We start from the raw sequence: 23,894 nt of genomic DNA on the forward strand, positions 1-23,894 counted from the left end.
TTAGATCCTCGCCCATGTTTGGCGGAGGACACACACGACGCAGAAACGAGTGCCGCATCTGCTAAGCGGCATTTCGCTCGAGGCTATCGTGGCGGCCTAACCCAATCCCGAGCGATCGAGCCTTCTGCCGAAGTGACCCTTCAGTTCTCTTCATGGCTCTAGCATTTTTTAAAGGGGCCCTCGATCTCGCGTGCAGTTGTTAGGCGAACTCTAGCAGAGTTGCCTAAACCATACCGCCAAAGTCGATGCCCTCCTTGGCAAGTTCCTCGGCTTCCTCGGCGGAGGCGGTCGGCTTCGTATCAAGGTACGGGTGCTCAGCGGCCGGTAAGATGGTGCGGATGTTCTGACCATCTGCCCGGCTAACGCGGGCAATCCAACGCGCGTTGCCGTGCTCAAATCGCTGGATGTGGTACTGCTTGTACGTAATCATGACTCTTAAACGCAACTGACGCGGACACAGGCCGTGTCTACATGACCCGGCGCCCCTGTACAACGGGTATTAAAACCAAGTTAATGTCGCAATCTGAACTGGCGTCTCTCGTCGCCCTTAAGGCCCATAGAAAAACCCCGCCGGCTAGGTAGCCGACGGGAGTTAACTGAGATTGCGACCACGTTCGTAGTCGCCCCTCAGCATAGCACAGCGATAGCCGACGTTAACGGGAGTACTTGCCCTTTTTTAGCTTGCCCGTGCCCCGTCTACGGCTCGAGACCAGCAGCAGCCAGCCCCTGCAACGCCGTTCTTTGGTCTCTGGCGTGATCTCCATGCCGACTGACCAACGAGGGGTCGGGCCGGCTCAAGTCGCCTCAATTCTTGCCAGGCTGCTCGTGGCTCTTGCCAGGCTGGCAGTAGCACCTCGCGAAAGCACGAGAAGGCTAGTCGCGATCGCGGCTCATGGAGGCGAAGTCACGAGCTTCAAGCTCCAATTCAAGGTCAATGATCCGCTCGAAGATGTGAGCCGCGATCCTCTCAGACTCCTGGACCGTCAGAGACCGGATGCCCAGGGACGTGAGTTCGTCTCTTAGGATTTTCGCGACAATCGCCTTAACGCTCATAATAGCACATCCTAAATGCGCGCATCAAAGCTCACGCCGAGGGTGAGCACAAGGTCTCAAAATAACGGTCTGTCGGGTATCAGCGTCGTCGGTGAATCTTTCTAGTTCTAGATTGCATCGCTTTCGGTCGCCGGCGCCCCCGCGTTCGGTGCGTGTGGGTAGTAGGATCAGCTTTTGTCAATCGCCTCGTGATGGCTTGAACGAGGCCATTGGCCGTCTTAAAGCGCGCAATTCCTCGGCGCGCTCGCGCTGCCTCCGAAAAGCGGATCGTGCGTTTCACTTTGCCATCGGTCGGCAACAATACGTAGTCGAGCACCGTCTGATTGTGCTCGGCGAGGCGGATAGCTGCGATCCAGCCATCGGGGAGGCACGCCTCGCGCTCGATGCTCCAGTACGGTGCATGGGTCGGCTTTTGGCCACGGGACCAACGAGCAGCCCTAACGGAAACACAGACCGACCCGCTCACGCGCAGGCAATGACTCCAGCCGCCTGAACTGACGCGTCCGCCGGCCGCCTTGATCGCAGCCGCGGCCTGTTCGATGAGCTTTGCCCTGAGCTCGGACCAGAAAGGACGGGCGTCGAGAAATTCGTAATTCCGCTTCGGGGTGTAGCCGAGCAGCCGATAGAGATTCCGAAAATTGCCAAAATGGGTCTGGCAGGTCGCAGCGCAGGGCAATCCCGGAGTTCGATCGATAATGGCCGGCGTCAAGCGGCCTTCTTTGAGAAGAGTTTTGCGCAACCGAACCAGCATCTCCTGCTCAGAAAGATCCACGCGCCGGTTCTCCATAATGCTTCTGGCGGTGAAGAAGACCTCGCGATCGATGATGGGCTCGATACAGCCCTCGGATCTGATCCATTGCTCAGGCGGATTCCTCACCGCGGCCTGTCGGAGCTTTTGGGATTTCCGGTTGAAGATGAGGTTTCCGATATAGCTCTCGTTTCTGAGAACAGTACCAACCGCGGCGCGGGTCCACGCCGCGCCGGTACTCGAGACGAGCCTTTTTTGGTTGAGTTCCCAAGCGATGACCGTCTCCGACTTAACCTCCAAGAACCGTTGGAATATCCACTTCACGACCGCGATTTCCATGGGGTCGCCCGGTCTGATACGAATGTGGTCGGTCAGGATGTACTTCCGCTCGCCCTTCTTCATCACTCGTCTGGTTTGCATCTTCTCGTCGACGAGCTCCCGCACAAGTGCATAGCCGGCACGTCCGCATGGCTTGTAGCCCAGCCGCGCAAAGCGGCATTGACCGGCGTAGACCTTCGCGGACAGCTCGCGGCTATACTCGGCAGCCATCACGCGCTTGATGTTTTTGACGATGCTCGCGAGCATGCTTCCATCGTTCTCGAATTGCTCAGCGCAATATGCGACCTTGATGCCCGCGCGCCGACAAACGAACTCATAGTGCGCGCTTTCATCAACGTCCTGGAAACGGCCCCATCGACTTACGTCATAGACCAGAAGGTGACCAAAGTCGGCCTGGTTTCTCTCGACATCCTCAAGCAATTGGAGGAGCCCGGTCCTGTTCTTGATAAGCAGGCCGCTCTCGCCCTCGTCCTTGTAGGTTCGGACCAGCGTCAGATGATGGGCGTGGGCGTAGGCGGCGATGACGGCAGCCTGATTTTGGATCGAGTAGTGCTGCCGGTCGGTTGACATACGGACATATTGCGCTGCCCGTACGCTGAGGAGCGATTTTGGCAGATGAGCTTTGTGAACGATGAGCGCATTACTCATTTTCACCTCATCCGGACGCGAGCCACCAATACATAGAACAGCTTGCTCTGTCGCTCTTCAAGAATCCAAACACTTGTACGAGTTGGATTGCTGCGCTTGCGAATGGCATTTGTGGCTCTGGCCCGCGTGATCAACCGGTCAAGACACAGCCGGTCCGCCTCGCACTGCCAACGCGCCATGCGCAGCGCTTCCCGAACTGCTTACTTCTACCGCGGTTTCAGTGGGTTGACGATCTAGCTCGATCTGCTTTAGAGGCACGGTCGTCGCATCGGTGCGCTGACGAAGCGCTGATGCCTGATCTCGCGCAGCAGCAACGTGCGCTTGGTTTGTGGAGCGTTGAGCAAGCCTTCGAACAGCACCAGGACCTCGCGCGCCTGGATGTAGACTTCGGTGGTGACGGCGTCTTGATCGCAGCCGTAGGCGGCAAGGCGCGCCTCGATCTCGGTCGCAGCGATCGGGTCAGTGCGCCAGCTCAGCGCATTTTGCTGGGTGTAGTATTCGGCCTGGGGCTCGAAGTGGGGATCGATCCCGACCAGGTCGATGCGCCGCAGCGCCGCTTCCGATCGCCTTTTGGCGATAGGTCTCGAGCAATCGGTGCCGCAACATGCGGTAGCGTAGGATTTCCCAGGACAGTTCGGCCACGTCGATGGCGAGCAGCCATTCGATGGCGGACCGGGGCGCAAGGTCCGCAAAGATGGCCTGTCGCAGCGCATGGTAATGGTCGAGCTGTTCGCCGGGCAGCAGCAGGGGCGGCGGCGCCAAGGCCGCAAACTCCGCCGGGAGCGCAGTGGCGGTCAGCTCGGGCGCGGTTTGGAAGGGGCCGTTCATCGGGATGCGGTCTCCGCGCCCAGGCTGGCGAGGACGGCTGCGCTGCCGCCCGCCGTCTCGGTCGGACCCTGCACCGGGCTCGTTGCCCACAGCTCCTGCGCGACCGGCAGTGGGGCGATCTGCAGGTTCGCCCACCACGCCCGTTCGTTGCCGTGCCGATGCAGCTCCTCATGATGGGCGCGGCACAGCGGCACCGTGAACTCATCGCTGACCTTGCGCCCGAGCGCCCGCGGCTGGGCGAACGTCAGATGATGGGCATCGCACGGCGTTTGCCGGCACACCAGGCAGGGTTGCTCCCGGACAAACAGCAGGTGCGCCTTGCTGCGCTTGCGCGGCGGCTCCTTGGGATGAGCGAGCCCGGCCTCGGCGAGCGCGGGCTGCAGCGCGGCCTCGGCGTCAGCAGCAGGCGCTTGGCTTGGCGTGCCACCCAAGTCGGCCGACGGCTGGGCTTGGGCAGCGTCCTCAAGCTTGGCCTGATAGGCGGCCTCGACGCGCCGGGCATCCGGCTCCTGCAAGCTGTTCTTGAGCGGGAGGCTCGTCATGGCCCAGCCGAGCAGATCGGTGCTGGCGGGCAGCGCTTCGAGCTGGCGCAACAGCTGCTCCCTGAGTGCGGCGGACTCCCCCGGCCGCAGCACCGGGGCACGGTTGAGCGCGCCCTTGCCGGGCGAGGCCTTGAGGGTGGGCGGTGCGGGAGGACCGGCGGCCGCATCCGGGGCGTCGAGATCATCCTCGCCGGCAATTCCGACCAGCGCGAACAGGGCGTAGCGCCGGGCGTAGGTCAACGCCGCACCCATGCGATGCGGCGCCTCGATGTCCCGTGCGGCGCAGACCGGCCAGTCCGAGGAGATCCACTCGCCGGAAGAATGGGCGAGCAGGGTGGTGAGGTGGATGTGGCCACTGGTTTCTTCGACCCGGGTGGTCTGGATGGTGGCGATCTCCTGCTGGCTCAAGGTCTTGCGCACGATGTCGAGACCGCTCGCCAGCGAGGCGTAGCGAAAGGTGCGGTCGTCATCGCGCAGGAACGGCGAGCGGATCTGAGCGGTCAGGGTCTTCTCTGGGTTGGTCAGTTCGGCTTGCGCGCGGGCCAGCGCCGCCGCGATCGCGCCGATATGCTCACTGGCCTGGTGCATGGACGGGCTCCATCTCAACCGGATCAAAGCTGATCGCGCCGGCTTTGGAGCGCTTGGCGCGAACGCCGTGGCCAAACGCCTCCTTGGCATCCTCCGGCAGCAGCTTTTTGAGCTCGGCCTTGGCCAGCTCGTGCTCGGCATGGGCCTCGCGGGTGCGCAGATAGATCGCCGCACATTCGGCCCAGACATTGGACGCGGTCATGTCGACGACCTTGACGGCGGCAAGCCGCGGCCGTGGGGTCTCGATCCCGAACAGCAGCGGTGGCTCACCGCTCTGCACGCAGCGCCAAAACTTCTTCTCCGCAGTCAGCAGCAGGTGCTGGTAGAGCGGGTCGGCATGCACGGTGATTTCGATCCATTTGCCACCGCCGGTGATGATGGAGAGAACGCCGCTGCGCGATGCGGTGACCCACATGTTGTGCTGCAGCTGCGCCATGTGCTTCTCCGCTGCGGCCTCTTCGGTAAAGCCCCAGGGCAGCATGAACTTGGCCTCGAACACCGCGCCGGTCGGGGCGACGATGCCGTCCAGCGTGGCCGCCATCCAGGAATGGACGGAATGCCGCACCCGCTTCTGGATGTCGGTGATCGCGTGCCCGGTGGCGTGTTGGTACCAGGCGCGGTTGAGCGCCTCGGTGGCAACGCCGAGCTGCACGACCAGGTTGCGGGACAAATCTGGCGGCGCGATCTCGCCGCGCTTTTCGCGCCACAGGCGCGTGAGACTCTCCTGGTCATCACCCATGATGATGCGCGCATCCGAGCCGCCAATGAAGGCGCGGCGGTCGTGGCGGTTCAAATTGATGACGGAGCGGGGCGCCGCGGCGCCGTCGGTTGCAATCGTAGTCACCGGTCTCTCCTGGGTTGACGCGGCTTGCCGCCGCACCGCCAAAACCCCCGCCGCTGCGAGGGGAAAGACCGGAGCCAAGGGCCGTAAGGCCGGTCCGGTGATTAACGCTCCTTTTGCGCGGGAATGCCAGTCCTTTCTGCAGCAATTTTGCGGTTCGTTGGCACGAAAAGCCTTGAGCTTTCAGGGGGGTGGAGCGAGCCTTCGGGTGCCGCAACCCGCCCCAACCGGCGCGCTCCCACATGACGTCAGTTCGACGAATCGAAGCCAACCGCAGCAACGCCAAAAGCAGCACCGGGCCCAAGCGCTTGGCTGAAAAGCCGCCTCGAGCCGGCAAGCGGGACAGGGCTAGTTCAACTTGTGCGGTTGTTCGCTTCGGCCTGGGCCGTGAAGTTGGGACGGACGCGGCAGCTGCCGTCGCCCAGCCCAAGTGCGACCTTTGGTGCGTGCGAATGGCTCGCGACGAATCTCTTAGCCAAAATTCCTCCCGGCATTCGCCAGATCTAGTCCGATGCAATCATTGTAAGCTCAGAAATCTACACCAAGCTTGGAACTCTTGATGCTTCAATCCTGACTGCTAGGAGTTAGTCCGGGGGAGGGGCTGAGTTTTGTTCATCCAGATCGAACCTGCGCGCCGGAGTGCCGCTGGAGGTCCAGAACGCCTTAAAGATCAACCTGAATGGTACGCATTGGTCGGGAAACTCAATCAAATGTGATCGCGATCCGATAATTGAGCAAGTTCAACAAGTACTGCAACAACATTGAGCTCAACACGCTTCTGTCACGACAGCCGGCCAGAGCTGGATCGGGAGCGACCCACCGTATCCGTTTGAGATGGCGTCTGTCGGCGCTGGATTGCGGCAGAGTCACCTCATAAGATGAAGAGGTCGACGCGGAAGCTTTAGCCTGCTGGCAATTTTTCTGACGGCTTGTGGCGTTCTTCCAAGGCGTCGCGAGACTGCATGCAAGCTCTTTTCTTCCAAGATGAGCAGCCATGCCGACCCTTCCTTTGATTTCCCTACGGCAGCGAGAAGGTCGCGACGACCGGCCGATGGTCCGAATAACCTTGAGTCTCGCGGTCGCAGTAAGCGGCGGTGCGAAAGAGGATCTCAACGCTTACGGCTGAAGGCCCGATATGCCGAGCAAGAATGCGCGGGCTTCATCATGGTTCCAGTAGCTGTCCACTCCCTCAGGGCAGCTCGATGGACACTAAAGTCCGCTATGGGTCCACGGGCGGCTGTGGAGGCCAGCAGCCCAGCTCCTCTCAACAGCAGACGCAGCGGCCGTCACGCGAGAGGGCAGCTAGGGGCGGCGCGGAAGTGAAGGTCGGCTGAAGTGAATGAGGCCGCTAAGTGAGGCGGCCTTAGTTCAACTTACTCCGGAGCTTCTGGATGATCTTCCGCAGCTCGGCGGCATACTCCTCGATGATGCGCCGAGCCTCGTTCAGCCGTAATGGCTTGGCTTCCTTACCCTGGAGACAGGTAATTACAGTTAGTCTAAAAGGGCCGTTCAGACCGGGATAGAGAGTTCCGGCTGCGGGGGTCGAATGGAATTCGCACGCGACATCGCCAAAATCAGCGGAATTGCCGCCGTACCGACCATACTTGACGTGGTAAGTCGGACCACGGGCATGGGGTTCACCGCGGTTGCCCGTGTCACCGAGGACAGATGGATCACCTGTGCATCGCGAGACGACCTTGCCTTTGGGCTGAAACCGGGTGACGAGCTGAAGGTCGAGAGCACGATTTGCCACGAAATTCGCCAGAGCCGCGAGGCCGTGGTTATCGACCATGTCAGCGAGGCTGCAGAATACTGCAATCACCACACTCCGGCCCAGTACGGCTTTCAGAGCTATATCTCGGTGCCGATTATTCTTCCCGATGGTTCATTCTTCGGGACGCTCTGCGCGATCGACCCGAAACCGCGCAAGCTAAATACCCCTGAAGTCGTCGGTATGTTCAAGCTGTTTGCTGAGCTGATCGCGGCTCATCTCGACGCTGCCGAACGGGTGGAGTTGACCGAGAGCAAGCTTGCCGCGGAACGGAAGAACGCGGAGCTTCGTGAGCAATTCATCGCCGTCCTCGGCCATGATCTCAGAAATCCGCTTGCCTCGATCCAGGGCGGCTTGCGGCTCCTGAACAAGAAGGTCGATCAGGAAGGCAAGAATTGGATTGCTCTCTTGCAGGGCAGCGTGAATCGGATGGCGGTCTTGATAGACAATGTCATGGATTTCGCCCGCTTCCGCATGGGCGCCGGGATGCAACTGTGCTCCAGACGCCAGCACTTGGAACCCATCATCAAGCAGATCGTATCCGAGTTCGAAAGCGTTCACTCCGAGCGCCGCATTCTGTCGGATGTTGACGCACCGGCGACGATAGACGTCGACGCGGGCCGATTGGGTCAAATGTTGTCCAATCTGATCGGGAACGCGATTACCTATGGCGCGCCGGATGAGCCCATCATAGTCGTTGCAAGATCCAGCGACGCGGGGTTTGAGATCCAGGTGATCAACAAAGGACCGCCGATCCCCGCGCAGGCGCTGCCCCATCTTTTCACCGCGTTTCAGCGAGGTGACGTTGTCCCTAACCAAAAGGGGCTGGGGCTAGGGCTCTACATCGCACAGGAAATTGCAAGGGCGCATGGCGGACGGATCTTTGCCACGTCGACCGAAGACAGCACGATCTTCACCGCAGCCTTTGCCGCGCCGGCCGACAGAAGCGATGTAAGTCCAGCCGTTCTCGTTTCAGAACAGTGAGCGTTCATCAGACATTTCCGCTTCGGGTCAAAAGCCGCGTAGGCTCCAAGTGCGTCGGCGTCCCCATTTTCCCTGAAAACCGACATGCCACAACGCGGCTCTCGTTAGCAACGGCCGCTGTAGGGCGACAGCCTACTAGGTGAAATGAGTTGACGCAGGACTGTTGGAACGACCTCCGCTCCCGCGGTTTGAGCAAGGTCTCGCTTGGGAAACTGCTCATGCAAAGTCTCGACTCCTTTCGTCGCTCACCAAAGCGCGGCGAGCGTCTCTCGATTGCTGCCCGGCTGATTGCCGGAAATCCACAGCCCCAAACTGGGGAATAGCCATGGCGCAGCACTGGCCTTCTCGGTTGTGGATCGTCCGGCACGGTGAGAGCGCCGGCAACGTGGCACGCGATACGGCTCATGCGCTTGGCGGTGAGGACATCGCGATCGAGGCACGTGACGTCGATGTTCCGCTCAGCGCCTTGGGCGAGCAACAGGCCGCAGCGCTCGGGCGTTGGTTCGCATCTCTCCCGAGCGAAGAAAGGGCCGGGGAATGATTTTAAGTTCTCCGTATCTGCGCGCCAGAAGTACCGCTGCCGCGGTCCATGCGGCATCCGCTCCGTCGATTGACATCGTCGCTGACGAGAGGCTGCGGGAAAGGGAATTCGGAATACTGGATCGGCTGACGAAGCTCGGCATAGAACGCCGCCATCCCGAACTCGCGCAATCTCGCCTGCTCATGGGGAAGTTTTACTTTCGGCCTCCCGGAGGCGAGAGCTGGTGCGATGTTATCTTGCGGCTTCGGAGCGTGCTGGAGAGTGTCAGCCTCCACTATCCGGACAAGCGCGTGCTGATCGTCGGACATCAGGTCGTGGTTCTCTGCTTTCGCTATCTCATCGAAAAGCTCGATGAGATAGCCATTCTGGACATCGATGCGGCGGCAGATGTCGCCAATTGCTCCGTGACGGAATATCGGCTGGACCAGCGTAATGAGTGCGGAGCGACCCTGAAGTTAATGAGATACAACTTCCTCGCGCCGCTCGAGGCTGAGGGAGCGCCGGTTACGACCGCCCCTGACGCCAAGGTAGCAGCCCGATGATCGTTAAGCCGCTTGACGAAGCATATCTGCGGTCGCATCCGTTGCCGAAGCATTCCGGGGGCGACAAGCACAGCAGAGGCCGCGTGCTCGTCATCGCCGGAAATATCGAGCTACCGGGCGCGGCTATATTGGCTGGACTGGGGGCGCTCCGGGCTGGCGCCGGCGTGCTTCGCATCGCGGCCTGCCAAACCAACGCTCCTCATATCGGGGCGGCTATGCCTGAAGCCATGGTAATCAGATGCTCGGAGGATGGGCACGGAGAGATCGGGATCGGAAATGGCCCACGTTTGGTCGAGCTTGCGAAGGGTTCGGATAGCGTTCTCATAGGATCCGGTATGGTCGATGAAGGCTCGGTCGGACGACTATGTGCGCTGCTTCTCAACGAGGCGATCGGGCCTATTTTCGTGGTCGATGCGTCGGCCTTCACCTCTCTGCGCCACTTCGATATTCGGCAAGAACAGCGGGGCAGGCTAGTCTGCACGCCTCATTTCGGAGAAATGGCCAAGTTTTTAGGCCGAGAACGCGAAGAGATCGAGAGCCGGGCCCTGCGATCGGCAACGGAAGCCGCTCGTTCTGTCCATGCCGTGGTCGCCCTAAAGGGGGCCAGCACCCATGTTGTCGGTTTATTTGACGAGGCACTACTGAACGAGCAGGGGACCGTAGGCCTAGCCACGTCCGGATCTGGCGATACTCTGGCCGGCATCGTGGCCGGCTTGGCCGCTCGAGGAACCTCGCCTTTATTAGCGGCGGCTTGGGGCGTCTATCTTCATGCCGTGGCTGGTCGTTTGGTGGCGGATCGTCTTGGTGCCATTGGATTGCTCGCACGCGAACTGCCGGAGGAAATTCCCCCGATCATGCGGGACCTGGAGAGTCGAACCTGAAGAAAGCTGCCCAGCAGCGGTGCAAAGGGAAGTGTAGGAAACGCATGCTTTCGAGGCGCCTAGACCGGGCCCTTCAGAGAATCGAGACGCTTGCGCAGAAATGCCAGCACCATGATCTCGTCGGAAGTGAGCTTAGCGTACTGGCGCTTGAACTTCTGCGCGATCTTGGCTTCGATCATCTTCACGAGATCACCTGACATGTAGGCGTTCAAGACTTCCGGGTGAACATAACACTTCCGGCAGACGGCCGGCGTGTTCCCGAGCTGCTTCGATACGTTCTCAATCGCGGCGACAACATTGCGCTTCGCCTCGGCCTGGCTGTCATACTTCTTGAACTCGGCTAAGGCCAACGCTGCCAAAACCGTTCCCGCCCAAGTGCGGAAATCCTTGGCACTAAAATCCTCGCGAGTGATGTCTTTGATGTAGGCATTGACGTCGCCGGAATCGACGGTACGCGGCTGTCCGTCGTCGTCGAGGTACTTGAAGAGCTCATGTCCTGGGATCTCCGCGCAGCGCTTCACGATGGCGGCAATCCGCTTGTCCTCGACGCGAAGTTTCCACTGTTTGCCCGACTTGCCCGTGAAGTCGAACCGAAGGACGCCGCGGCCCACCGCAACGTGCTTTCGTCGCATCGTGGTAAGCCCGTATGATTTGTTTGTCTCGGCATACTCGGCGTTGCCGACCCGGATCAAAGTCTTCTCCAGAAGGCTGACGATCGTGGCCAGAACCTTCTCCCGAGGTAGCCCTTCCAGCTTCATGTCGGCCGCGACACGGTCGCGCAGCGCGGGCAGCGCGGCTGCGAACTGGACGATGTGTTCGTACTTGTTCTGGTCGCGCAGCTCGCGCCATTTCGCGTGGTAGCGATACTGCTTGCGGCCCCGCGCATCGAGCCCGGTCGCCTGGATGTGGCCGTTCGCCGAGGGGCAGATCCAGACGGATTCATAGGCCGGCGGGATACCGATGGACTTGATGCGTCGGATAACGGCGGCGTCGGTGATGCGCTTGCCGTCCTTGTCGTAGTAGCTGAAGGTAGTTCCCGTCCGCTTGCGGGTGTAACCGGGCGCGGAGTCGCTGACATAGCGAAGGCCTTCTTCCGCAATGGTTGCTGCGACCTCGACGGTGCGGTCCAGGATTTGGTCTTCGTTGCGAGTCTCTCGGAGCATGGGCCTGTCCCTCGGAAGCACCCTGGGGTCGAGGCTCCACTCCTTCTAAAGGAATGAAGGCAGCGGTTGGTTCCGTTCGGGGACCGGCGGCTCGTAGATGCAGTTCAGTAGCCGCGCAGAATACCTGCCCCAGCTAAATCCGGCCGTTCCACTCGACGGGGCGCTGCGCAGACTGATGATGGCGGCAAGACCTAACTTCAGACAATCGCCACAAAGTTTACGGACACGCTTCCCCAATTAGTCTGTCAGAAGGCCGCTATGTCCCAGTTTTCGCTCGATGTGTTGCGTCAGCGCTATGTCGTCGAGAAACGAACACTCGAGGCCAGCGTCGAGCAGATCTTGCGGGCTGACGGCCGCGCGGGAGCACGTGCCATCCTGGCCTCGATCGATAAAAGGCGTTTCGAAAACAGATCCGAAGGGCAGCGCCTCCGCAAGATGCTGCGCTTCGAGACCTCTCTATGGGACAGCGGCCAGCGTGCCGTGGCAGGCGTGGATGAGGCCGGAATGAGCCCTCTCGCCGGGCCAGTGTCCGCTGGCGCGGTGATCCTGAAACCTGGCACGCGGATAGTCGGGATCGACGACTCGAAGAAACTCGACGCCGCGGCTCGCGAAGAACTCGCGAAGGAGATCAAGGCAAAGGCAGAGAGTTGGTCCGTGGCGTTCGTAGAGGTCGAGGAGATCGACGCGATCAATATCTACTGGGCCGGTATCCAGGCCATGCAGCGTGCGGTCCGGGGGCTGGGATCGACGCCGCAGCATCTGCTGATCGACGCGAAGCGGTTGAAGGAAATCGACCTCCCTCAGCAGGCCATCATCAAGGGGGACGCCAAGTCCGCCAGCATCGCTGCTGCGTCGATCCTGGCGAAGGTCGAGCGCGACACGGTCATGCGGACGCTCGACGTCCGCTACCCCGGCTACGGCTTCGCGGATCACAAGGGCTACCCGGTGCCGGCTCACTACGAAGCTCTTGCCAGGCTTGGTGCATGCGCAGCTCACCGCAGGTCATTCGGACCTGTGCGCAAGGCTCTCGGGTTGCCGCCCCTGCAGCCGTGACCTTCTGCATCCGAGCGAGCCGCCGGCTGAACAGGCCGGACGTCTCTTCTTGGCTGCGCCTATTTTCGCGACCAACTCTTTTCGCGAACGACGTCCTTGGCCTTTTTGTCGGACCGCAGGCCGAGATAGACCGGCTGGCGCAGCTCTCCCTTGCTGGTCCACTCCGCGAACTTCACTTCTGCGACCAACGTAGGACGCACCCAGGTCGTGACCTGCTCATCCTTAACCTTGGCGGGAAAGGGCGACTTGGCCGTCTTAAGCTTCAGGAGCTTGCCGTGAAGCTCTCCCAGAACCTGGTGGCTGAAGCCGGTGCCGACGTGGCCGATGTACCTCCAGGCTTCGCCTTCGCGTACCGCCAGCACCAGGGCGCCGAAGAAGGGCCGGGTTCGCCTCGGTGCCGTGAACCCGGCGATGACGACCTCCTGCCGCTGCGCGGTCTTCACCTTCAGCCAATCGGCTGTCCGGCGTCCGGACGCATACGGGCTGTCGGCGCGCTTGGCCATTATGCCTTCGAGATGCCTTCGCTCGGCTTCTGCGAAGAACTTCGTCCCCTTGCCTTTGCGATGCTTGCTGAACGCGATCAGGTTGTGGCGCGGCAGGATGGCCTTCAGCCGCTTCTTGCGCTCGAGGAGAGGCAGCGCGCGCAGATCCTCGCCTTCCGCGAACATGAGGTCGAACGCGCAGTACAAGAGCTTGGCCTCATGGCGCAAGGCATTCTGGAGCAATTGGAAATGGGATGCGCCATCCCTGCCGATCGCGACGAGCTCGCCATCGAGCACAGCATCCGCCTTCACGCCTTCAAGTGCTTTCGCCACCTCGACATAGGAGTGGCTGATGATCTTCCCATTACGACTGTAGAGCGCGACCCGACCGCGCCGGATTTCCGCGACCATGCGGAAACCATCGAACTTGTCCTCGAAGACCCAATCGGGATCGTCGAAGGGCGCATCCGTCAGTGTGGCCAGCATGGGCTGCAGGCGATGAGGCAGGGTCGATTTTCGGGCCATGGCAGGGGCTCCCTATAGCGCCGGCAGAGGCCGATACGAGGAGGATGGAAGGTGAACCCGCGCACTATCGCCAGCCACGACCGGTCCCCCGGCTCGGACCACGCCGAGCACCCCGGATTTGAACGCAGGGCCCGTTTCCGCCGACGAGAGCACCTGCCGCTTGAGACCGGCTCGGAAGCGGTCGATCAGGACGCAGGGCGTCCGGAGGCCCGTCAGCTCGACGACCGCGGACGGCCCGAGCTCGATCAAGGTCCCGAGCGGCATCCGTTCGAGATTCAATCCGGCGGTGGTGACGTTCTCGCCGAGGTCGCCAGCGCCAACTTCGAAGCCAACTTCGAGGAGAGACGGGAAGAGTTCGGATGGGATCAGGTGGACCTGCCGAAGATTGGGCAGAAGGGGCCGGCGGCGTGCCAAATACCGGTGCCGGACGAACGGACCGGCGTGGGCGTCGCCTTCGACGCCGTGGCCTTCCACCGGGATTATGCTGTCCCGAGTTGGTTTGCTGAAGTGATGCCCTCGATCGGCCGCGACCGCCACCACCCTTCCCTGCAGCGAGAAATCCTGCTTCTGCGGCATTAGGCGGCGCGGGCGATCGAGCGCCGCTTTTGGCGGAAGTAGCGCGTGATCTCCGCAAGCGTCATCGCGTTCAAAACCCGGTCGGCAGGGACACCGCCCTTGCGGGCCATCAAAACGCCCCAGTGCATGTGGTCGAGCTCGGGGATCGAGTGCGCGTCCGGATTGATGCTCATCATGCATCCGAACTCGAGCGCCGCCTGGTGCCAGCGCCAGTCCAGGTCGAGTCGCCATGGGTGGGCGTTAATCTCGACTACAACGTCGTGCTTGGCGCACGCCCGCAACACCTTCTCGACGTCGATTTCGTAGCCAGGCCGCCGCTGGAGCTGTCGCCCTGTCATGTGGCCGATAATGGTCGTGTGGGGATCGGAAATGGCCCGAAGCAGGCGCTGCGTTTGTGCCTTGCGGTCCAGCTTGAAGCGGCCGTGGATGCTGGCGACTACGAAATCGAAGCGCTCCAGAACATCGTCGTCATAGTCGAGCGATCCGTCTGCCAGGACGTCGGACTCGATGCCCTTGAGGATCCGGAAATCCTTGCCGAAGCGCTTGTTCAGCCGGTCGGCTTCCAGGTGCTGCTGCGCGATCTCCTCATCCGAGAGCCCTCCGGCATAGTGTGCGGACTTGGAATGGTCGGCAACCCCGAAATACTCGAAGCCGCGCTGGCGCGTGGCCTTGGCCATCGTCTCCAGGGTCTCGGTGCCGTCTGAGGCATCGGTGTGGCAGTGAAGAATGCCGCGCAGGTCTTGGTCGGTGACAAGCTTCGGGAGCTTGCCTTTTAGAGCCGCCTCGATCTCCCCGCGACCGTCCCGGAGCTCAGGGTCGATGAAGGGCAGGCCGAGGGCGCGGTAGATCTCGGCCTCCTCGCCGGCGATCAGCGTGCGGCCCTTGTGCAAGCCGTCGGGCTCCAATTGCATCCCCCTCTCCGCTGCCAAAGCCTGGAGTTGTTCGATATGAGAGGCGGAGCCTGTCGCGAAGAGGAGAGCAGCGCCGAAGTGCTTGCGGTCGGATACTCGGATTTGCAGCCCGTCGGCCGACGGCGTCGATGTATTGTCCGGCTTGGCAGCCTCCGCAACGATGGCAAGATCACCGACCAGTTCGCAGCCGCGGCGAAAATCGCCGGCGATCGTCACACGCTTCAGTTCGGGGCGAGACTTGCGGATCGAGTCCTTCGCCTGCGCGAGCAGCGCGGCGGCGCGGTGCAGGTGGAGGCGGCCTTCTCCAATTTTGGCGATCGCGAGGTTCTGCAGGATCTTGGTCTGCAGCGCGGCGCCCAGTCCTTTCGCCTTCTTGATGCGGTCGTCCTGGGCGGCGGCCTCCAACTCCGAGAGCGAGCCTATGCCTAGGTTCTTGTACAGGCGCAGCACCTTCTCCGGACGAAGGCCAGGTACAGCGAGCATCTCGAGCACCCCCGCGGGAATTTCTTTCCGCAGCTTTTCGAGGCTGGGATGACTGCCCGTCTTGTGGAGCTTGGTGACGATGTCGGCGATCGCATCGCCGACGCCCGGGATCTCAGTAAGTCGATCTTCGGCGACGAGCACGTCCAGAGGAACGGCTAGGGCCGCCAGGCTGTCGGCGGCCCGAGAGTAGGCCTTCGCGCGGTAAGGATTGCCGCCTCGCAAGGCGGTGCGCTGGGCATACTCTCGCAGAAGGCTTGCCACACCGCGCGCGTCGAGCGAAGGCATTCAGCCAGCCTCCCTATGCGAGCTTTGCGGCGCCGCCGGAGCAGGGCGACCATCGGATCGGTCACTTGGCCGGCGATCGAGAGAGGCCTCCAGCTTCTGAGCTGCGCGAAAGTCCTCAAGGTGCTGGATGTTGGGGCCGTAGGCGGCCTCCTTCTTGAGGAGATTGTAGATCCGGCCCGCCGCCAGCTGCAGATGCTTCATTCTGCCCCTCGGCATGGATCTCGCTTTGCAGAGAGCTCGGACTGCGTAAGCACGGAAATAGTCGAACGCGTCTGACATGGTCGGTAAACGCCTGTTCTCGCCGATCGTTCGGCGGCAAACGACGTCCTAGTGCCGTTCAAGGTCCCCCCGTGTTCCCTCGAAAAGCGGGTACCGCACCTCCCTCGGCCGGCTTGCCATCGACTCGAACTCGGCGAGCAGCTTCGTTGTTCTGCTCATGCGGCTCCATTGGCGTCGCATTAAAGTGAAGGCTTGCTCGGTTGCTTACGTCGGCGCGCCGAAGGGCGTCGGACAGAGCCACTGCATCGTCTTGTGCTCATGATGCAGAGCGGTAGAAGGATTTCAGTGGCGATTAGGTGAGTTAGGAACGAGCGCTCGCATTCCACATTGCTTGTGAGATGTAATCGGGAGTTTGAGGCATGGCAGTGCAAATCGTTATGGATCACAGCGGCGACAGCCGGCACTTCTTCGACAACTCCAATGCAGAAGCATTGGTAGAGGCGGAGCGGCTTTTTCTGCAGTTTACGAGCAAAGGATACACCGCGGCCGTTCGGAAGGAGCCCGGTGAGGTAACCAGGATCACTGCGTTCGATCCTACCGCCGAGGAGACATTGTTCTTCCCGCGGCTTGTGGGCGGGTGAGCACCAGTGAGGAGAAGGTTCGGTCGCATCGGCCCTTGGACGCCTCGGAGCCTGGCTATCGGTACGCTTTATCGAGCAGCAAAGGAGGAGAAAACGGTTCAGGCTCGGGCGCTGCGACTGTTGTGTTCTTGGCTTTCGCCCCAGCAAAGGGTCGAGTTCACGAGAAAAGGGTACTTCGACGTCGTGGGATGCGATACCGGAAAGCGGTACCGCATCCGGCGGGGAACGTCGGGCAACGTCAACGAGATCGACGAATACGGCCGGCTCAGCACCGGGTGGTGCTTCGTCCCGGTGGGTGGCTTGGTCGAGGGCGATGTCATGCTAGCTCAAAAAATAGCTCTTGAGACCGAGGAGGAACGCGCCTTGAGCATCGCCAACAGCTTCCCCGGCCCGATCCGGTGGCGTCGACTCGGTAGCCGTCCGTCAGAGGGGAGAACTGCGCAGGTGCCCGGTCAACTCAGCTAGACCCGGCGGCGAGCGGCACGGCGACAGCCTGTAGCACGCTGGCGAAGCTCACCTTTGGGCTATTCGTGCTTCAACCGCACTCTGTATTGTTTGCCTGATCGTGCATTCGCGAATTTGGACATCGGCCACGTTTTCAGCCTCGCAGATCCTGCGAAGCGTGACTGCATCCGAATTTCCGGTCTTCCATACGCCGGATGTGATATAGCCGAGGACTAGAAGCACGAAAAGACCGGCACCAAACATTGGGAAATTGCCCATCTCCTCACCTCCTCAATGGCGGGGCGTGCGTTTCCCGCTGCTTTACAACGCTCGTGTCTCTGCCAAGTTTTCCCAGCTAAAAAATTTACCTCCCAGCGGCGTGGCACCTGCATTCGTCACAGGTAACGGGCGATTGCAGCTGACAAGTAGAGCGGGAAGGAGCGGCTATTCCGGCAAGGCTTAAAAGCGACCGTGTCCGCGGGCATTTCGGCGCGCGCTATCGCGTTCGCGGTGGCAGGACTTGGACGAGATCTGCGGCCCAAGGGCGAAGCGCCGCTAGATAAGTTCAAGCTCGTATGGTCGTTGCTTCTTTTTCCCTTGCCGGAACGCGGAGTCAGCTTGCGCTTTCGGTCAGCGCCGCAATAATCGGTGCCCCCTCCACGCAGGAAAAACCCGGTCAGGAGTGCTGGCCGGGTTAGTCAAGGAGGGACAATGTGTCATCGATGTCCGGCAACGAGGCGCACTCTGAACCGTTCCTGCGGAATCGATCCTTTCCATCCGTTCTTTAAGCCTTTCTGATGCAGGTTAAACTCGCAGAGGGCGAGGAACGGCCACTACGCCAGCGGCTTGGTTCTAGGAAGGCGCCCGGAGAACACCGCCAATTGGCTGAACGTGACGACTTAGGACGTTGAGCAAACGATCTGCTGGCCACCGTTGAGCAAAGAACGTCTCAAGTGGTCAACAAATGATCCTATGCTGCCGGGAGACAGGCAGATGATAGACGCTTTAATGCACTACCTTGAAAGAGCAATTGCGTTCGAGCGGCTCGCGGCCGATGAGATCGACCCGGGCTTGAAAGCCGATCTTGAACGCCAGGCAAGAGCTTACCGCAGGCTTGCTGCTATACAAGCGGAAGGCATGGGTCTACCCGCACCTAGCCAGCCTTCGCAACCGCCGCATCCCTGAGGGGCCAACCATCAATATATCAAAAGTGGCTCGTTCGTCCGCCTCGTATGACACGGAAGCGAGGAGCCGTCAGCTTGTCGGGTGGAACGCGAATGGGCGTGAACTTTGTGTCACTCCGCTGGGCGCGCTTGCAGTTGTGGCAGACGAAAAGGTAAGCGAGGTATCCTTGTAGTCTCGCAGCAGCTCTGAGCGGTTCATCCTAAAGTCCGGGAGCTTCGAGGTGTCCCAGCGCCTTGTTTTGCCGATCCATGCCCCCCTATGTTCAGCAACCAGCATCAAAGTAGCCTGGAGCACAGTGCATCACATGATATAATGCCGGCTGAACCTTTTCTGCGGTCACTGCTTCGGCGTGCGTATTTCCCGGAGGGCCTTTTCGACGTAATCCAGTGGCTCACTAGTTCACGACCTCCGGACCCGGTCTCGCTCCCGCTCGACTTCCTCGGCGTCCTTGTCGTCGATGGTCATTAGCGAGTTCTTCGCATCGCCATGAACTTTCAGCAGTTCGTCGAGCTTGGCATGGATGGCTTGAGTGTCGCGGTGTTCAGCGCGCTGGATCACGAGGGTCATTCCCCAGGTCGCGAGAGTGGCAAGCGAATGCCACTCCAGGCCATTGCCGAGGACGATCCAAAGCGCGGCATAGGCAAGAAACACGACGAACGCGGCTGGCCGCGCGGTCAGCACGCCGATATTGGTCAACCAGCTCCGGATTTCCTTAACGACCATTGGCAGTCAATGTGGCGCCGCTTTTGTTTGTTCCGCGAACTTCTACAGCTCGCGATCCATCGCTGGATGGCTTCGGTTCTTAAGCTCGAGAGCCAACCGGTTTAAGGGTTCACATCACCGCGCCTGTGGAGTCTTGAACCCCCGGGGACACATTGTGCACGACGCTCCTCGAATCCTGGTTGTCGAAGATGAGTACCTCATCGCATTGGAGCTCGACGGCCACTTGAGGGCTGCCGGATACCGCGTGATCGGCCCCGTCCCAGACATTGATGGCGCTTTGAAGCTGTTGAAGGCTGACCGGCCCGACGCCGCCATTCTCGACGTCAACCTCGCTGGAGAATGGGTCACCCCCGTCGCGCTAGCGCTCCAGGCGATGTCCGTACCGTTCATTCTCGCCAGCGGCTACGTTGCCGCCGACCTCCAAGGCGCTCCAGTATTGCGCGACGCCGTCAATGTCGGAAAATCGTGGAGGTCCGATTATCTCCTCCACGCCCTGCGGAGCGCCTTGGAGCGAAAGTAGGGACCTTGTCCCGAAGCGACGACTTTCGGTGACCTGACGAACTTGGTTGTTCAAGAGAAGTCAATTTCTCGGGTTGCTGTTGTCAACGACGGGAGATTTGCGCCGACACTGTTGGATTCACCGCACCGGCTTGGCCTGCAAAGAACGCCGCCAAAGCGCCCAGTAACAATGCCACTGCCGCGAACAATGCACCTTGTGAGACGCGCTTAGCAGCTGTATCCGCCGCCTGCTTTGCCTGCTCCTTCGTCTTGGCTACCGCATCCTTATATTGCTGTTGGTACTGACTGATCTGCGCCTTCGCTTCGTCTTGTGATATATTCTGAGCCTTGGCTAGAGCCTCGGCGGCCTTGTCGTTAGCCGCTGCCTGCTGAGAAGCGTCACCCGTTAGCGCCGCGCGGACGGCTGTGGCCGCGGCATCACGAAGCGCGGCGGGATCTTGCCCAGAGGCACCTCTAACTTTGCTTTCGATGGCAGCCATCGGGTCGCTAACATTGTTCAGCGTGGGCGCTGCCGTTTGAACCGCCGTTTGGATCGACCCTCCGAGCGCTTTACCCGCTCCGCCCAAAGCGGAGGATGCTGTGCTGAGAGCACCGCCAGCCAAGCCGGAAGCGGCGGAAGAAAGTAGATATATTACTGCCAGCGTCGAGACGGCCCATGACATCAATCCATGATAAGCCGTCGTTGAAGCCGATGCCTTGCCAGAAAGCCGACCGGCTATGTAGCCTCCGAGCGCTGCAGCCACAATTCCGGAAAGTACGAACCAGATACCAGCACCAACCGACATCGAGGTCGCGCTCGGCGTATTACCCTCCCCAACGTCGACCGTCGATAAGCCCACGCCCAGACCGATCATGTTTAGGATCATCTGCATGACAAGCGCGATGGCTGCACCCGCGAAAACGGCGCCCCACGCCACCTGGTTCAACATGATTGTGCGAATTTCGTCAGCGGGAACGACCTCGCTCGTCTGAGGGGGCGTGCGGTGGCTTGAACGAACCATTTCGGGAGAGTTGGCCATGACGTTGATCCTTGAAGGGGGTTTGATGCCGCAACCTGCTTTTGCGTCCGACGTTCCTAAAATCGTGGACATCAACTGCAAGCCCGTTGGAGCCCGGCCACTCAAATGCCCTCTAGCGTGCACTTCCCGCCTCCGCCGAGTTCGAGCAGAGCGGCGGCTTCCGCGGCGGGTGAAGTGAAGGCACAAGACCGCCCCGTTCATTCACCTCCCGATGAGCGAAGCCGACCGTAGCACGCGGGCGCAAATGTCCGCTGTGGGTCAAAAGCTGACGATTGGCGGACGTCGCGGCAGGTCCAGCCACGAGCCACAACCGGACAAATCGACGGACATCGCGGAAGATCGGCTATGGGCCACAACGCGATCTGAACCCTATCGAATGATGCGGGCTTCTCCGATAACGCCAGCGGAGCGCGTGTGGACTGAAGGATTAGCACAATGTCTCGCAGCCCGACGCTCGCACCTATGCGTTGGATTTTGATGGTGGCGGAACGGCCCTGGGGCCATTCCGTGACGATGCGAAGAAGCGGATCAGGCCTTGGCCTTGACCGGGAGCCGAAAGGGCGTCCCCAGCCGGTTGAACGCGTTCATGGCCGCAATCGTGATCGTGAGGTCTACGAGATCCTTTGGCGCGAAAGCCGCGCTTGCGGCCGCATAGGCCTCGTCGGAGGCGTGCGTCTCGCTGACGAGCGTGACTTCCTCCGCCCACGCGAGGGCAGCGCGGTAATTGTCGGGAAACAGGTGGGGCACCTCGGCCCAGACTGGAACGAGGGCGACTTTTTCAAATGACATGGTGGCCAAGAGGTCCCGGGTGTGCAGGTCGATGCAGTGCGCACAGCCGTTGATCTGCGAAACCCGCAGGAAGACGAGGTGGATCAGTTCGTGGGGCAGGTCGGTACCCGTGGTGATGTAGTGGTGGATGCTGAAGAGCGCCTTTGCACCGTGGGGTGCCACTTCGTTCCAGACCAGCCGCTTGTTCTCGCTCATGACGTGCCTCGTTGTTCGGAACGCCGGAGATTCGACGCTCGGAGCCATGACGGGCCAAGCGGTCAGGGTGTGACATGGCACTCGGCGGTTCCATTCAAAGCGGCCGATGTCACATCCAGGCAGGTTCGATCGTCTTATTCTCGGGTTCGGGATGCGCGAGCGACGGTGACAGCGGATATGATCTGCGAGGAAACTGGGCGGATGGAGGCGATGGACGATCAGCGGACCACCGAGTTCGAAGCGGAGCGCAGGCGCCTGACACGCCTGGCCTACCGGATGATGGGCTCGCTCACCGAGGCGGAGGACGTCGTTCAGGACGCATGGCTACGGTGGGTCGGGGTGGAGGGTGGCGTCGATTCGCCTCCCGGCTATCTGACCCGCATTGTCACACGCCTGTGCCTCGACCGACGCCGCTCCGCGCGGGCGCGCCGGGAAACCTACGTCGGCCCCTGGCTGCCAGATCCTCTCGTGGGTTCCGTGGAGCCGAACGAGACGGTCGCCGACGACGTCACGGTCACGTTGATGCTGGCCCTTGAGCGCCTGTCGCCTCTCGAGCGGGCCGCTTTCCTTCTCCACGACGTCTTTGACGTGCCGCTGACCGAAGTGGCCATCACCATCGGCCGCGAGCCGGCAGCTGTTCGTCAGCTCGCGGCGCGCGCCCGCAAGCACGTGCAGGCCGCACGTCCCCGCTTTGACGTCGAACCCGCGGATGCGGATCGGATCACCCGAGCTTTCTTCGCCGCAGCACGCGACGGGGACGTGGCGGCGCTTTCGGCGCTGCTGGCAAGGAACGTCGAGATCCATACCGATGGCGGCGGCAAGGTCCTCGCTTTCCGCAATGTCATTCGGGGGGTCGAGCGGGCCCTGCGCCTTTTTGCGAGGCAGCGGCGCAAATACGTCGTAACGCCGAAGCTGCTTCGTGTCGTCACCATCGACGGCCTGCCAGGCTACGTTAGCCTCGATGGAAGCGGCGTACTGCAGACGACTGCGCTCGACATCCGCGAGGACGGGATCACCGCGATCTACATCGTCAAAAACCCGGACAAGCTGTCGCACTTAGCGACAGAAATGGACTTTCCAGCTCGCATCTCGCCGATACCGCCAGCTTCATGAACTGCCCGAGTGACTGCGGCAACGTGGAGAATCGTTCGATGGGCTGCATATGAGGCTCGCCCACGGTCGACGTCCGCTCCGGGTCAAGCGGGACGGTTTTGCTCGGTTGAGTTAGGTCCGGTCTACCTCTGACAGCCGACGCATCCCCGGCCGTGGGACGCGGCAGCGATGGGCCCATAACCAGACCTCAGGTTGTGAAAGCGTATCGGATGCAGACCCTGCGGCCGTGAAGAGAGGCCCCGCCCTGGCTCAGTCTAAGTTGGAACTGCCTCGATGACCTGGAAATGCAAGCCTGCGCGAGCTATGCCGCGCATCTCAAATCCGGCCGTTCGACATAGAGCGGAATACTCGTCGTAGCTCCGTTCAAGCGCTCCAAGCATCACTAGCATATTGAGGTCACTGAACTTCGAGATCGGCCCCTCGTTCGGCGGCTCTACCACACGTTCAATGAGGAGTAATCTGGCATCAGCGGTCATAGCGCGGCGGCAGGTCTTCAGGATGGAAATCGCTTCCTTATCGTCCCAATCGTGGATAATCGCCCGCATCACATAGGCGTCAGCCCCCTCCGGGATGGATTCAAAGAAGCTGCCTCCGACGATTTCGCATCTGTCGACGACACCATGTTGGTCCAGAACTTCGGTCGCCTTGCCAACCACGTGCGGCTGATCGAACAGCGTTCCGCGCAGGCCCTTATTTGCTCCGAGAATTCCCGCCAGCAATTGGCCTTCACCACCCCCGATATCCGCGACGTGACGAAAGCTGCTGAAATCGTAGGCGGCGATAATAGCTTCGATCGCGCCGCGTGAATTGGCCGTCATGGCTCGGTTGAAGATCGCGTTCTCATCCGGACGGGTGCTGCGATACTCCCATACGCTCTGACCATTGAGATGCCGAAAGGCACTCTCGCCGGTGCGGACGCTGTGTTCAAGATGCCCCCAGGCCTGCCAGGCATAAGGTCGGCCGACATATGCGGCCCAGCCGTCGAGTGGAGTCGGCGAGTCGGAACGAAGACACTCGCTCATCGGGGTGAGCGAGAACGTCTTGTTCTCGGCCTCATGGAAAACACCGACTGAAGCCAGCGCCCGCAAGAGCCGATAAAGTGTCCTCGGATGCGATCCGCTGAGCTGAGCAAGTTCGTTGCTGCCTAGGGGCCCGCGACCAAGGTGGTCGGCTATGCCAAGCCGGGCCGCCACGTGAATGGCCTGCGAAATCTGATAACCGTTAATCAGTCGCGTAAGGTCCGACAAAGCATTGGCGGCCATG

General features: G+C 61.0%; 25 protein-coding genes. 9 read left to right on the forward strand and 16 right to left on the reverse strand.

Features of this window, described 5'->3' with window-relative positions; genetic code table 11:
• Nucleotides 1-223: 223 nt before the first annotated feature.
• The 7 genes from XF30_RS14185 to XF30_RS37750 form a co-directional block, all read right to left on the reverse strand.
• A complete protein-coding gene (locus XF30_RS14185; protein ID WP_109143083.1) occupies nucleotides 224-430 on the reverse strand; it encodes a hypothetical protein in 207 nt (68 codons plus the stop codon).
• Nucleotides 431-873: 443 nt separating this feature from the next.
• Nucleotides 874-1,053: a hypothetical protein gene (locus tag XF30_RS14190; protein WP_109143084.1), complete on the reverse strand. Its 180-nt coding sequence runs from the start codon at nucleotides 1,051-1,053 to the stop codon at nucleotides 874-876.
• 79 nt (nucleotides 1,054-1,132) lie between these two features.
• On the reverse strand, nucleotides 1,133-2,788 hold the full coding sequence (locus XF30_RS14195; protein ID WP_109143085.1) for a recombinase family protein: 1,656 nt from the start codon (nucleotides 2,786-2,788) through the stop codon (nucleotides 1,133-1,135).
• A 248-nt stretch (nucleotides 2,789-3,036) separates the two neighbouring features.
• Nucleotides 3,037-3,480, reverse strand: coding sequence for a hypothetical protein (locus XF30_RS14200; RefSeq protein ID WP_225129288.1), 444 nt, complete (start codon nucleotides 3,478-3,480; stop codon nucleotides 3,037-3,039).
• Nucleotides 3,481-3,612: 132 nt separating this feature from the next.
• Nucleotides 3,613-4,746 carry an ERF family protein gene (locus XF30_RS14205; RefSeq protein WP_109143086.1) on the reverse strand — a complete coding sequence of 378 codons (1,134 nt, stop codon included), beginning with the start codon at nucleotides 4,744-4,746 and terminating at the stop codon, nucleotides 3,613-3,615.
• Nucleotides 4,730-5,590: a YqaJ viral recombinase family protein gene (locus XF30_RS14210; RefSeq protein WP_109145707.1), complete on the reverse strand. Its 861-nt coding sequence runs from the start codon at nucleotides 5,588-5,590 to the stop codon at nucleotides 4,730-4,732. The genes XF30_RS14205 and XF30_RS14210 overlap by 17 nt, the downstream gene beginning before the upstream one ends.
• Before the next feature lie 699 nt (nucleotides 5,591-6,289).
• Nucleotides 6,290-6,583 (reverse strand): hypothetical protein, encoded by a 294-nt coding sequence (locus tag XF30_RS37750; protein ID WP_146207705.1) that lies wholly within the window; start codon nucleotides 6,581-6,583, stop codon nucleotides 6,290-6,292.
• Nucleotides 6,584-7,133: 550 nt separating this feature from the next.
• Between XF30_RS37750 and XF30_RS14215 the strand changes: the two genes are divergently transcribed.
• From XF30_RS14215 to XF30_RS14225, 4 genes are all read left to right on the forward strand, one after another.
• On the forward strand, nucleotides 7,134-8,342 hold the full coding sequence (locus tag XF30_RS14215; protein ID WP_109143087.1) for a GAF domain-containing sensor histidine kinase: 1,209 nt from the start codon (nucleotides 7,134-7,136) through the stop codon (nucleotides 8,340-8,342).
• Nucleotides 8,343-8,667: 325 nt separating this feature from the next.
• On the forward strand, nucleotides 8,668-8,883 hold the full coding sequence (locus XF30_RS39820) for a phosphoglycerate mutase family protein (RefSeq protein ID WP_283811136.1): 216 nt from the start codon (nucleotides 8,668-8,670) through the stop codon (nucleotides 8,881-8,883).
• On the forward strand, nucleotides 8,880-9,425 hold the full coding sequence (locus tag XF30_RS14220) for a histidine phosphatase family protein (RefSeq protein WP_283811137.1): 546 nt from the start codon (nucleotides 8,880-8,882) through the stop codon (nucleotides 9,423-9,425). The genes XF30_RS39820 and XF30_RS14220 overlap by 4 nt, the downstream gene beginning before the upstream one ends.
• Nucleotides 9,422-10,306: an NAD(P)H-hydrate dehydratase gene (locus XF30_RS14225; RefSeq protein ID WP_109143088.1), complete on the forward strand. Its 885-nt coding sequence runs from the start codon at nucleotides 9,422-9,424 to the stop codon at nucleotides 10,304-10,306. Before XF30_RS14220 ends, XF30_RS14225 begins: the two co-directional genes overlap by 4 nt.
• Before the next feature lie 59 nt (nucleotides 10,307-10,365).
• Here XF30_RS14225 and XF30_RS14230 read toward each other — a convergent pair whose 3' ends face one another.
• Nucleotides 10,366-11,469, reverse strand: a complete 1,104-nt coding sequence (locus tag XF30_RS14230) for a DNA topoisomerase IB (RefSeq protein WP_109143089.1) — start codon at nucleotides 11,467-11,469, stop codon at nucleotides 10,366-10,368.
• Between the two features lie 258 nt (nucleotides 11,470-11,727).
• Here XF30_RS14230 and rnhB point away from each other — a divergent pair, with 258 nt between their 5' ends.
• Entirely contained in the window at nucleotides 11,728-12,522 is a 795-nt protein-coding gene (gene rnhB / locus XF30_RS14235; RefSeq protein ID WP_109143090.1) for a ribonuclease HII, read from the forward strand.
• Between the two features lie 59 nt (nucleotides 12,523-12,581).
• Here rnhB and ligD read toward each other — a convergent pair whose 3' ends face one another.
• From ligD to XF30_RS14255, 4 genes are read right to left on the reverse strand one after another with little or no spacing between them, the layout of a single operon-like run.
• Nucleotides 12,582-13,529 carry a non-homologous end-joining DNA ligase gene (gene ligD / locus XF30_RS14240; protein WP_109143091.1) on the reverse strand — a complete coding sequence of 316 codons (948 nt, stop codon included), beginning with the start codon at nucleotides 13,527-13,529 and terminating at the stop codon, nucleotides 12,582-12,584.
• A 12-nt stretch (nucleotides 13,530-13,541) separates the two neighbouring features.
• Complete coding sequence (locus XF30_RS39340) at nucleotides 13,542-14,105, reverse strand: MOSC domain-containing protein (RefSeq protein WP_109143092.1); 564 nt, start codon at nucleotides 14,103-14,105, stop codon at nucleotides 13,542-13,544.
• Complete coding sequence (locus XF30_RS14250) at nucleotides 14,105-15,784, reverse strand: DNA polymerase/3'-5' exonuclease PolX (protein ID WP_109143093.1); 1,680 nt, start codon at nucleotides 15,782-15,784, stop codon at nucleotides 14,105-14,107. Before XF30_RS14250 ends, XF30_RS39340 begins: the two co-directional genes overlap by 1 nt.
• Nucleotides 15,785-15,985 carry a hypothetical protein gene (locus XF30_RS14255; RefSeq protein ID WP_244608951.1) on the reverse strand — a complete coding sequence of 67 codons (201 nt, stop codon included), beginning with the start codon at nucleotides 15,983-15,985 and terminating at the stop codon, nucleotides 15,785-15,787.
• Between the two features lie 437 nt (nucleotides 15,986-16,422).
• Between XF30_RS14255 and XF30_RS14260 the strand changes: the two genes are divergently transcribed.
• The gene (locus tag XF30_RS14260) at nucleotides 16,423-16,644 is read left to right on the forward strand and encodes a hypothetical protein (RefSeq protein ID WP_109143095.1); all 222 of its coding nucleotides are present in this window, start codon (nucleotides 16,423-16,425) and stop codon (nucleotides 16,642-16,644) included.
• A gap of 6 nt (nucleotides 16,645-16,650) precedes the next feature.
• Nucleotides 16,651-17,109, forward strand: coding sequence for a hypothetical protein (locus tag XF30_RS39345; RefSeq protein ID WP_502696099.1), 459 nt, complete (start codon nucleotides 16,651-16,653; stop codon nucleotides 17,107-17,109).
• A 1,563-nt stretch (nucleotides 17,110-18,672) separates the two neighbouring features.
• Here XF30_RS39345 and XF30_RS14275 read toward each other — a convergent pair.
• Nucleotides 18,673-18,969: a low affinity iron permease family protein gene (locus XF30_RS14275; RefSeq protein WP_225129301.1), complete on the reverse strand. Its 297-nt coding sequence runs from the start codon at nucleotides 18,967-18,969 to the stop codon at nucleotides 18,673-18,675.
• Nucleotides 18,970-19,150: 181 nt separating this feature from the next.
• On the opposite strand from XF30_RS14275, the gene XF30_RS14280 reads away from it, so the two are divergent.
• Nucleotides 19,151-19,516 carry a response regulator gene (locus XF30_RS14280; RefSeq protein WP_244608952.1) on the forward strand — a complete coding sequence of 122 codons (366 nt, stop codon included), beginning with the start codon at nucleotides 19,151-19,153 and terminating at the stop codon, nucleotides 19,514-19,516.
• Nucleotides 19,517-19,598: 82 nt separating this feature from the next.
• On the opposite strand, the gene XF30_RS14285 is transcribed toward XF30_RS14280, so the two are convergent.
• Together XF30_RS14285 and XF30_RS14290 are read right to left on the reverse strand one after the other, a co-directional pair.
• The gene (locus XF30_RS14285) at nucleotides 19,599-20,534 is read right to left on the reverse strand and encodes a PhnA-like protein (RefSeq protein ID WP_370144171.1); all 936 of its coding nucleotides are present in this window, start codon (nucleotides 20,532-20,534) and stop codon (nucleotides 19,599-19,601) included.
• 528 nt (nucleotides 20,535-21,062) lie between these two features.
• Nucleotides 21,063-21,518, reverse strand: a complete 456-nt coding sequence (locus XF30_RS14290) for a carboxymuconolactone decarboxylase family protein (protein ID WP_109143098.1) — start codon at nucleotides 21,516-21,518, stop codon at nucleotides 21,063-21,065.
• A 210-nt stretch (nucleotides 21,519-21,728) separates the two neighbouring features.
• On the opposite strand from XF30_RS14290, the gene sigJ reads away from it, so the two are divergent.
• Entirely contained in the window at nucleotides 21,729-22,631 is a 903-nt protein-coding gene (gene sigJ, locus XF30_RS14295) for an RNA polymerase sigma factor SigJ (protein WP_225129442.1), read from the forward strand.
• A 254-nt stretch (nucleotides 22,632-22,885) separates the two neighbouring features.
• On the opposite strand, the gene XF30_RS14300 is transcribed toward sigJ, so the two are convergent.
• The gene (locus XF30_RS14300) at nucleotides 22,886-23,893 is read right to left on the reverse strand and encodes a methyltransferase (RefSeq protein WP_109143100.1); all 1,008 of its coding nucleotides are present in this window, start codon (nucleotides 23,891-23,893) and stop codon (nucleotides 22,886-22,888) included.
• Nucleotide 23,894: the final 1 nt, after the last annotated feature.

It is taken from the genome of Bradyrhizobium sp. SUTN9-2 (genome assembly GCF_003122645.1).
GTDB lineage: Bacteria > Pseudomonadota > Alphaproteobacteria > Rhizobiales > Xanthobacteraceae > Bradyrhizobium > Bradyrhizobium yuanmingense.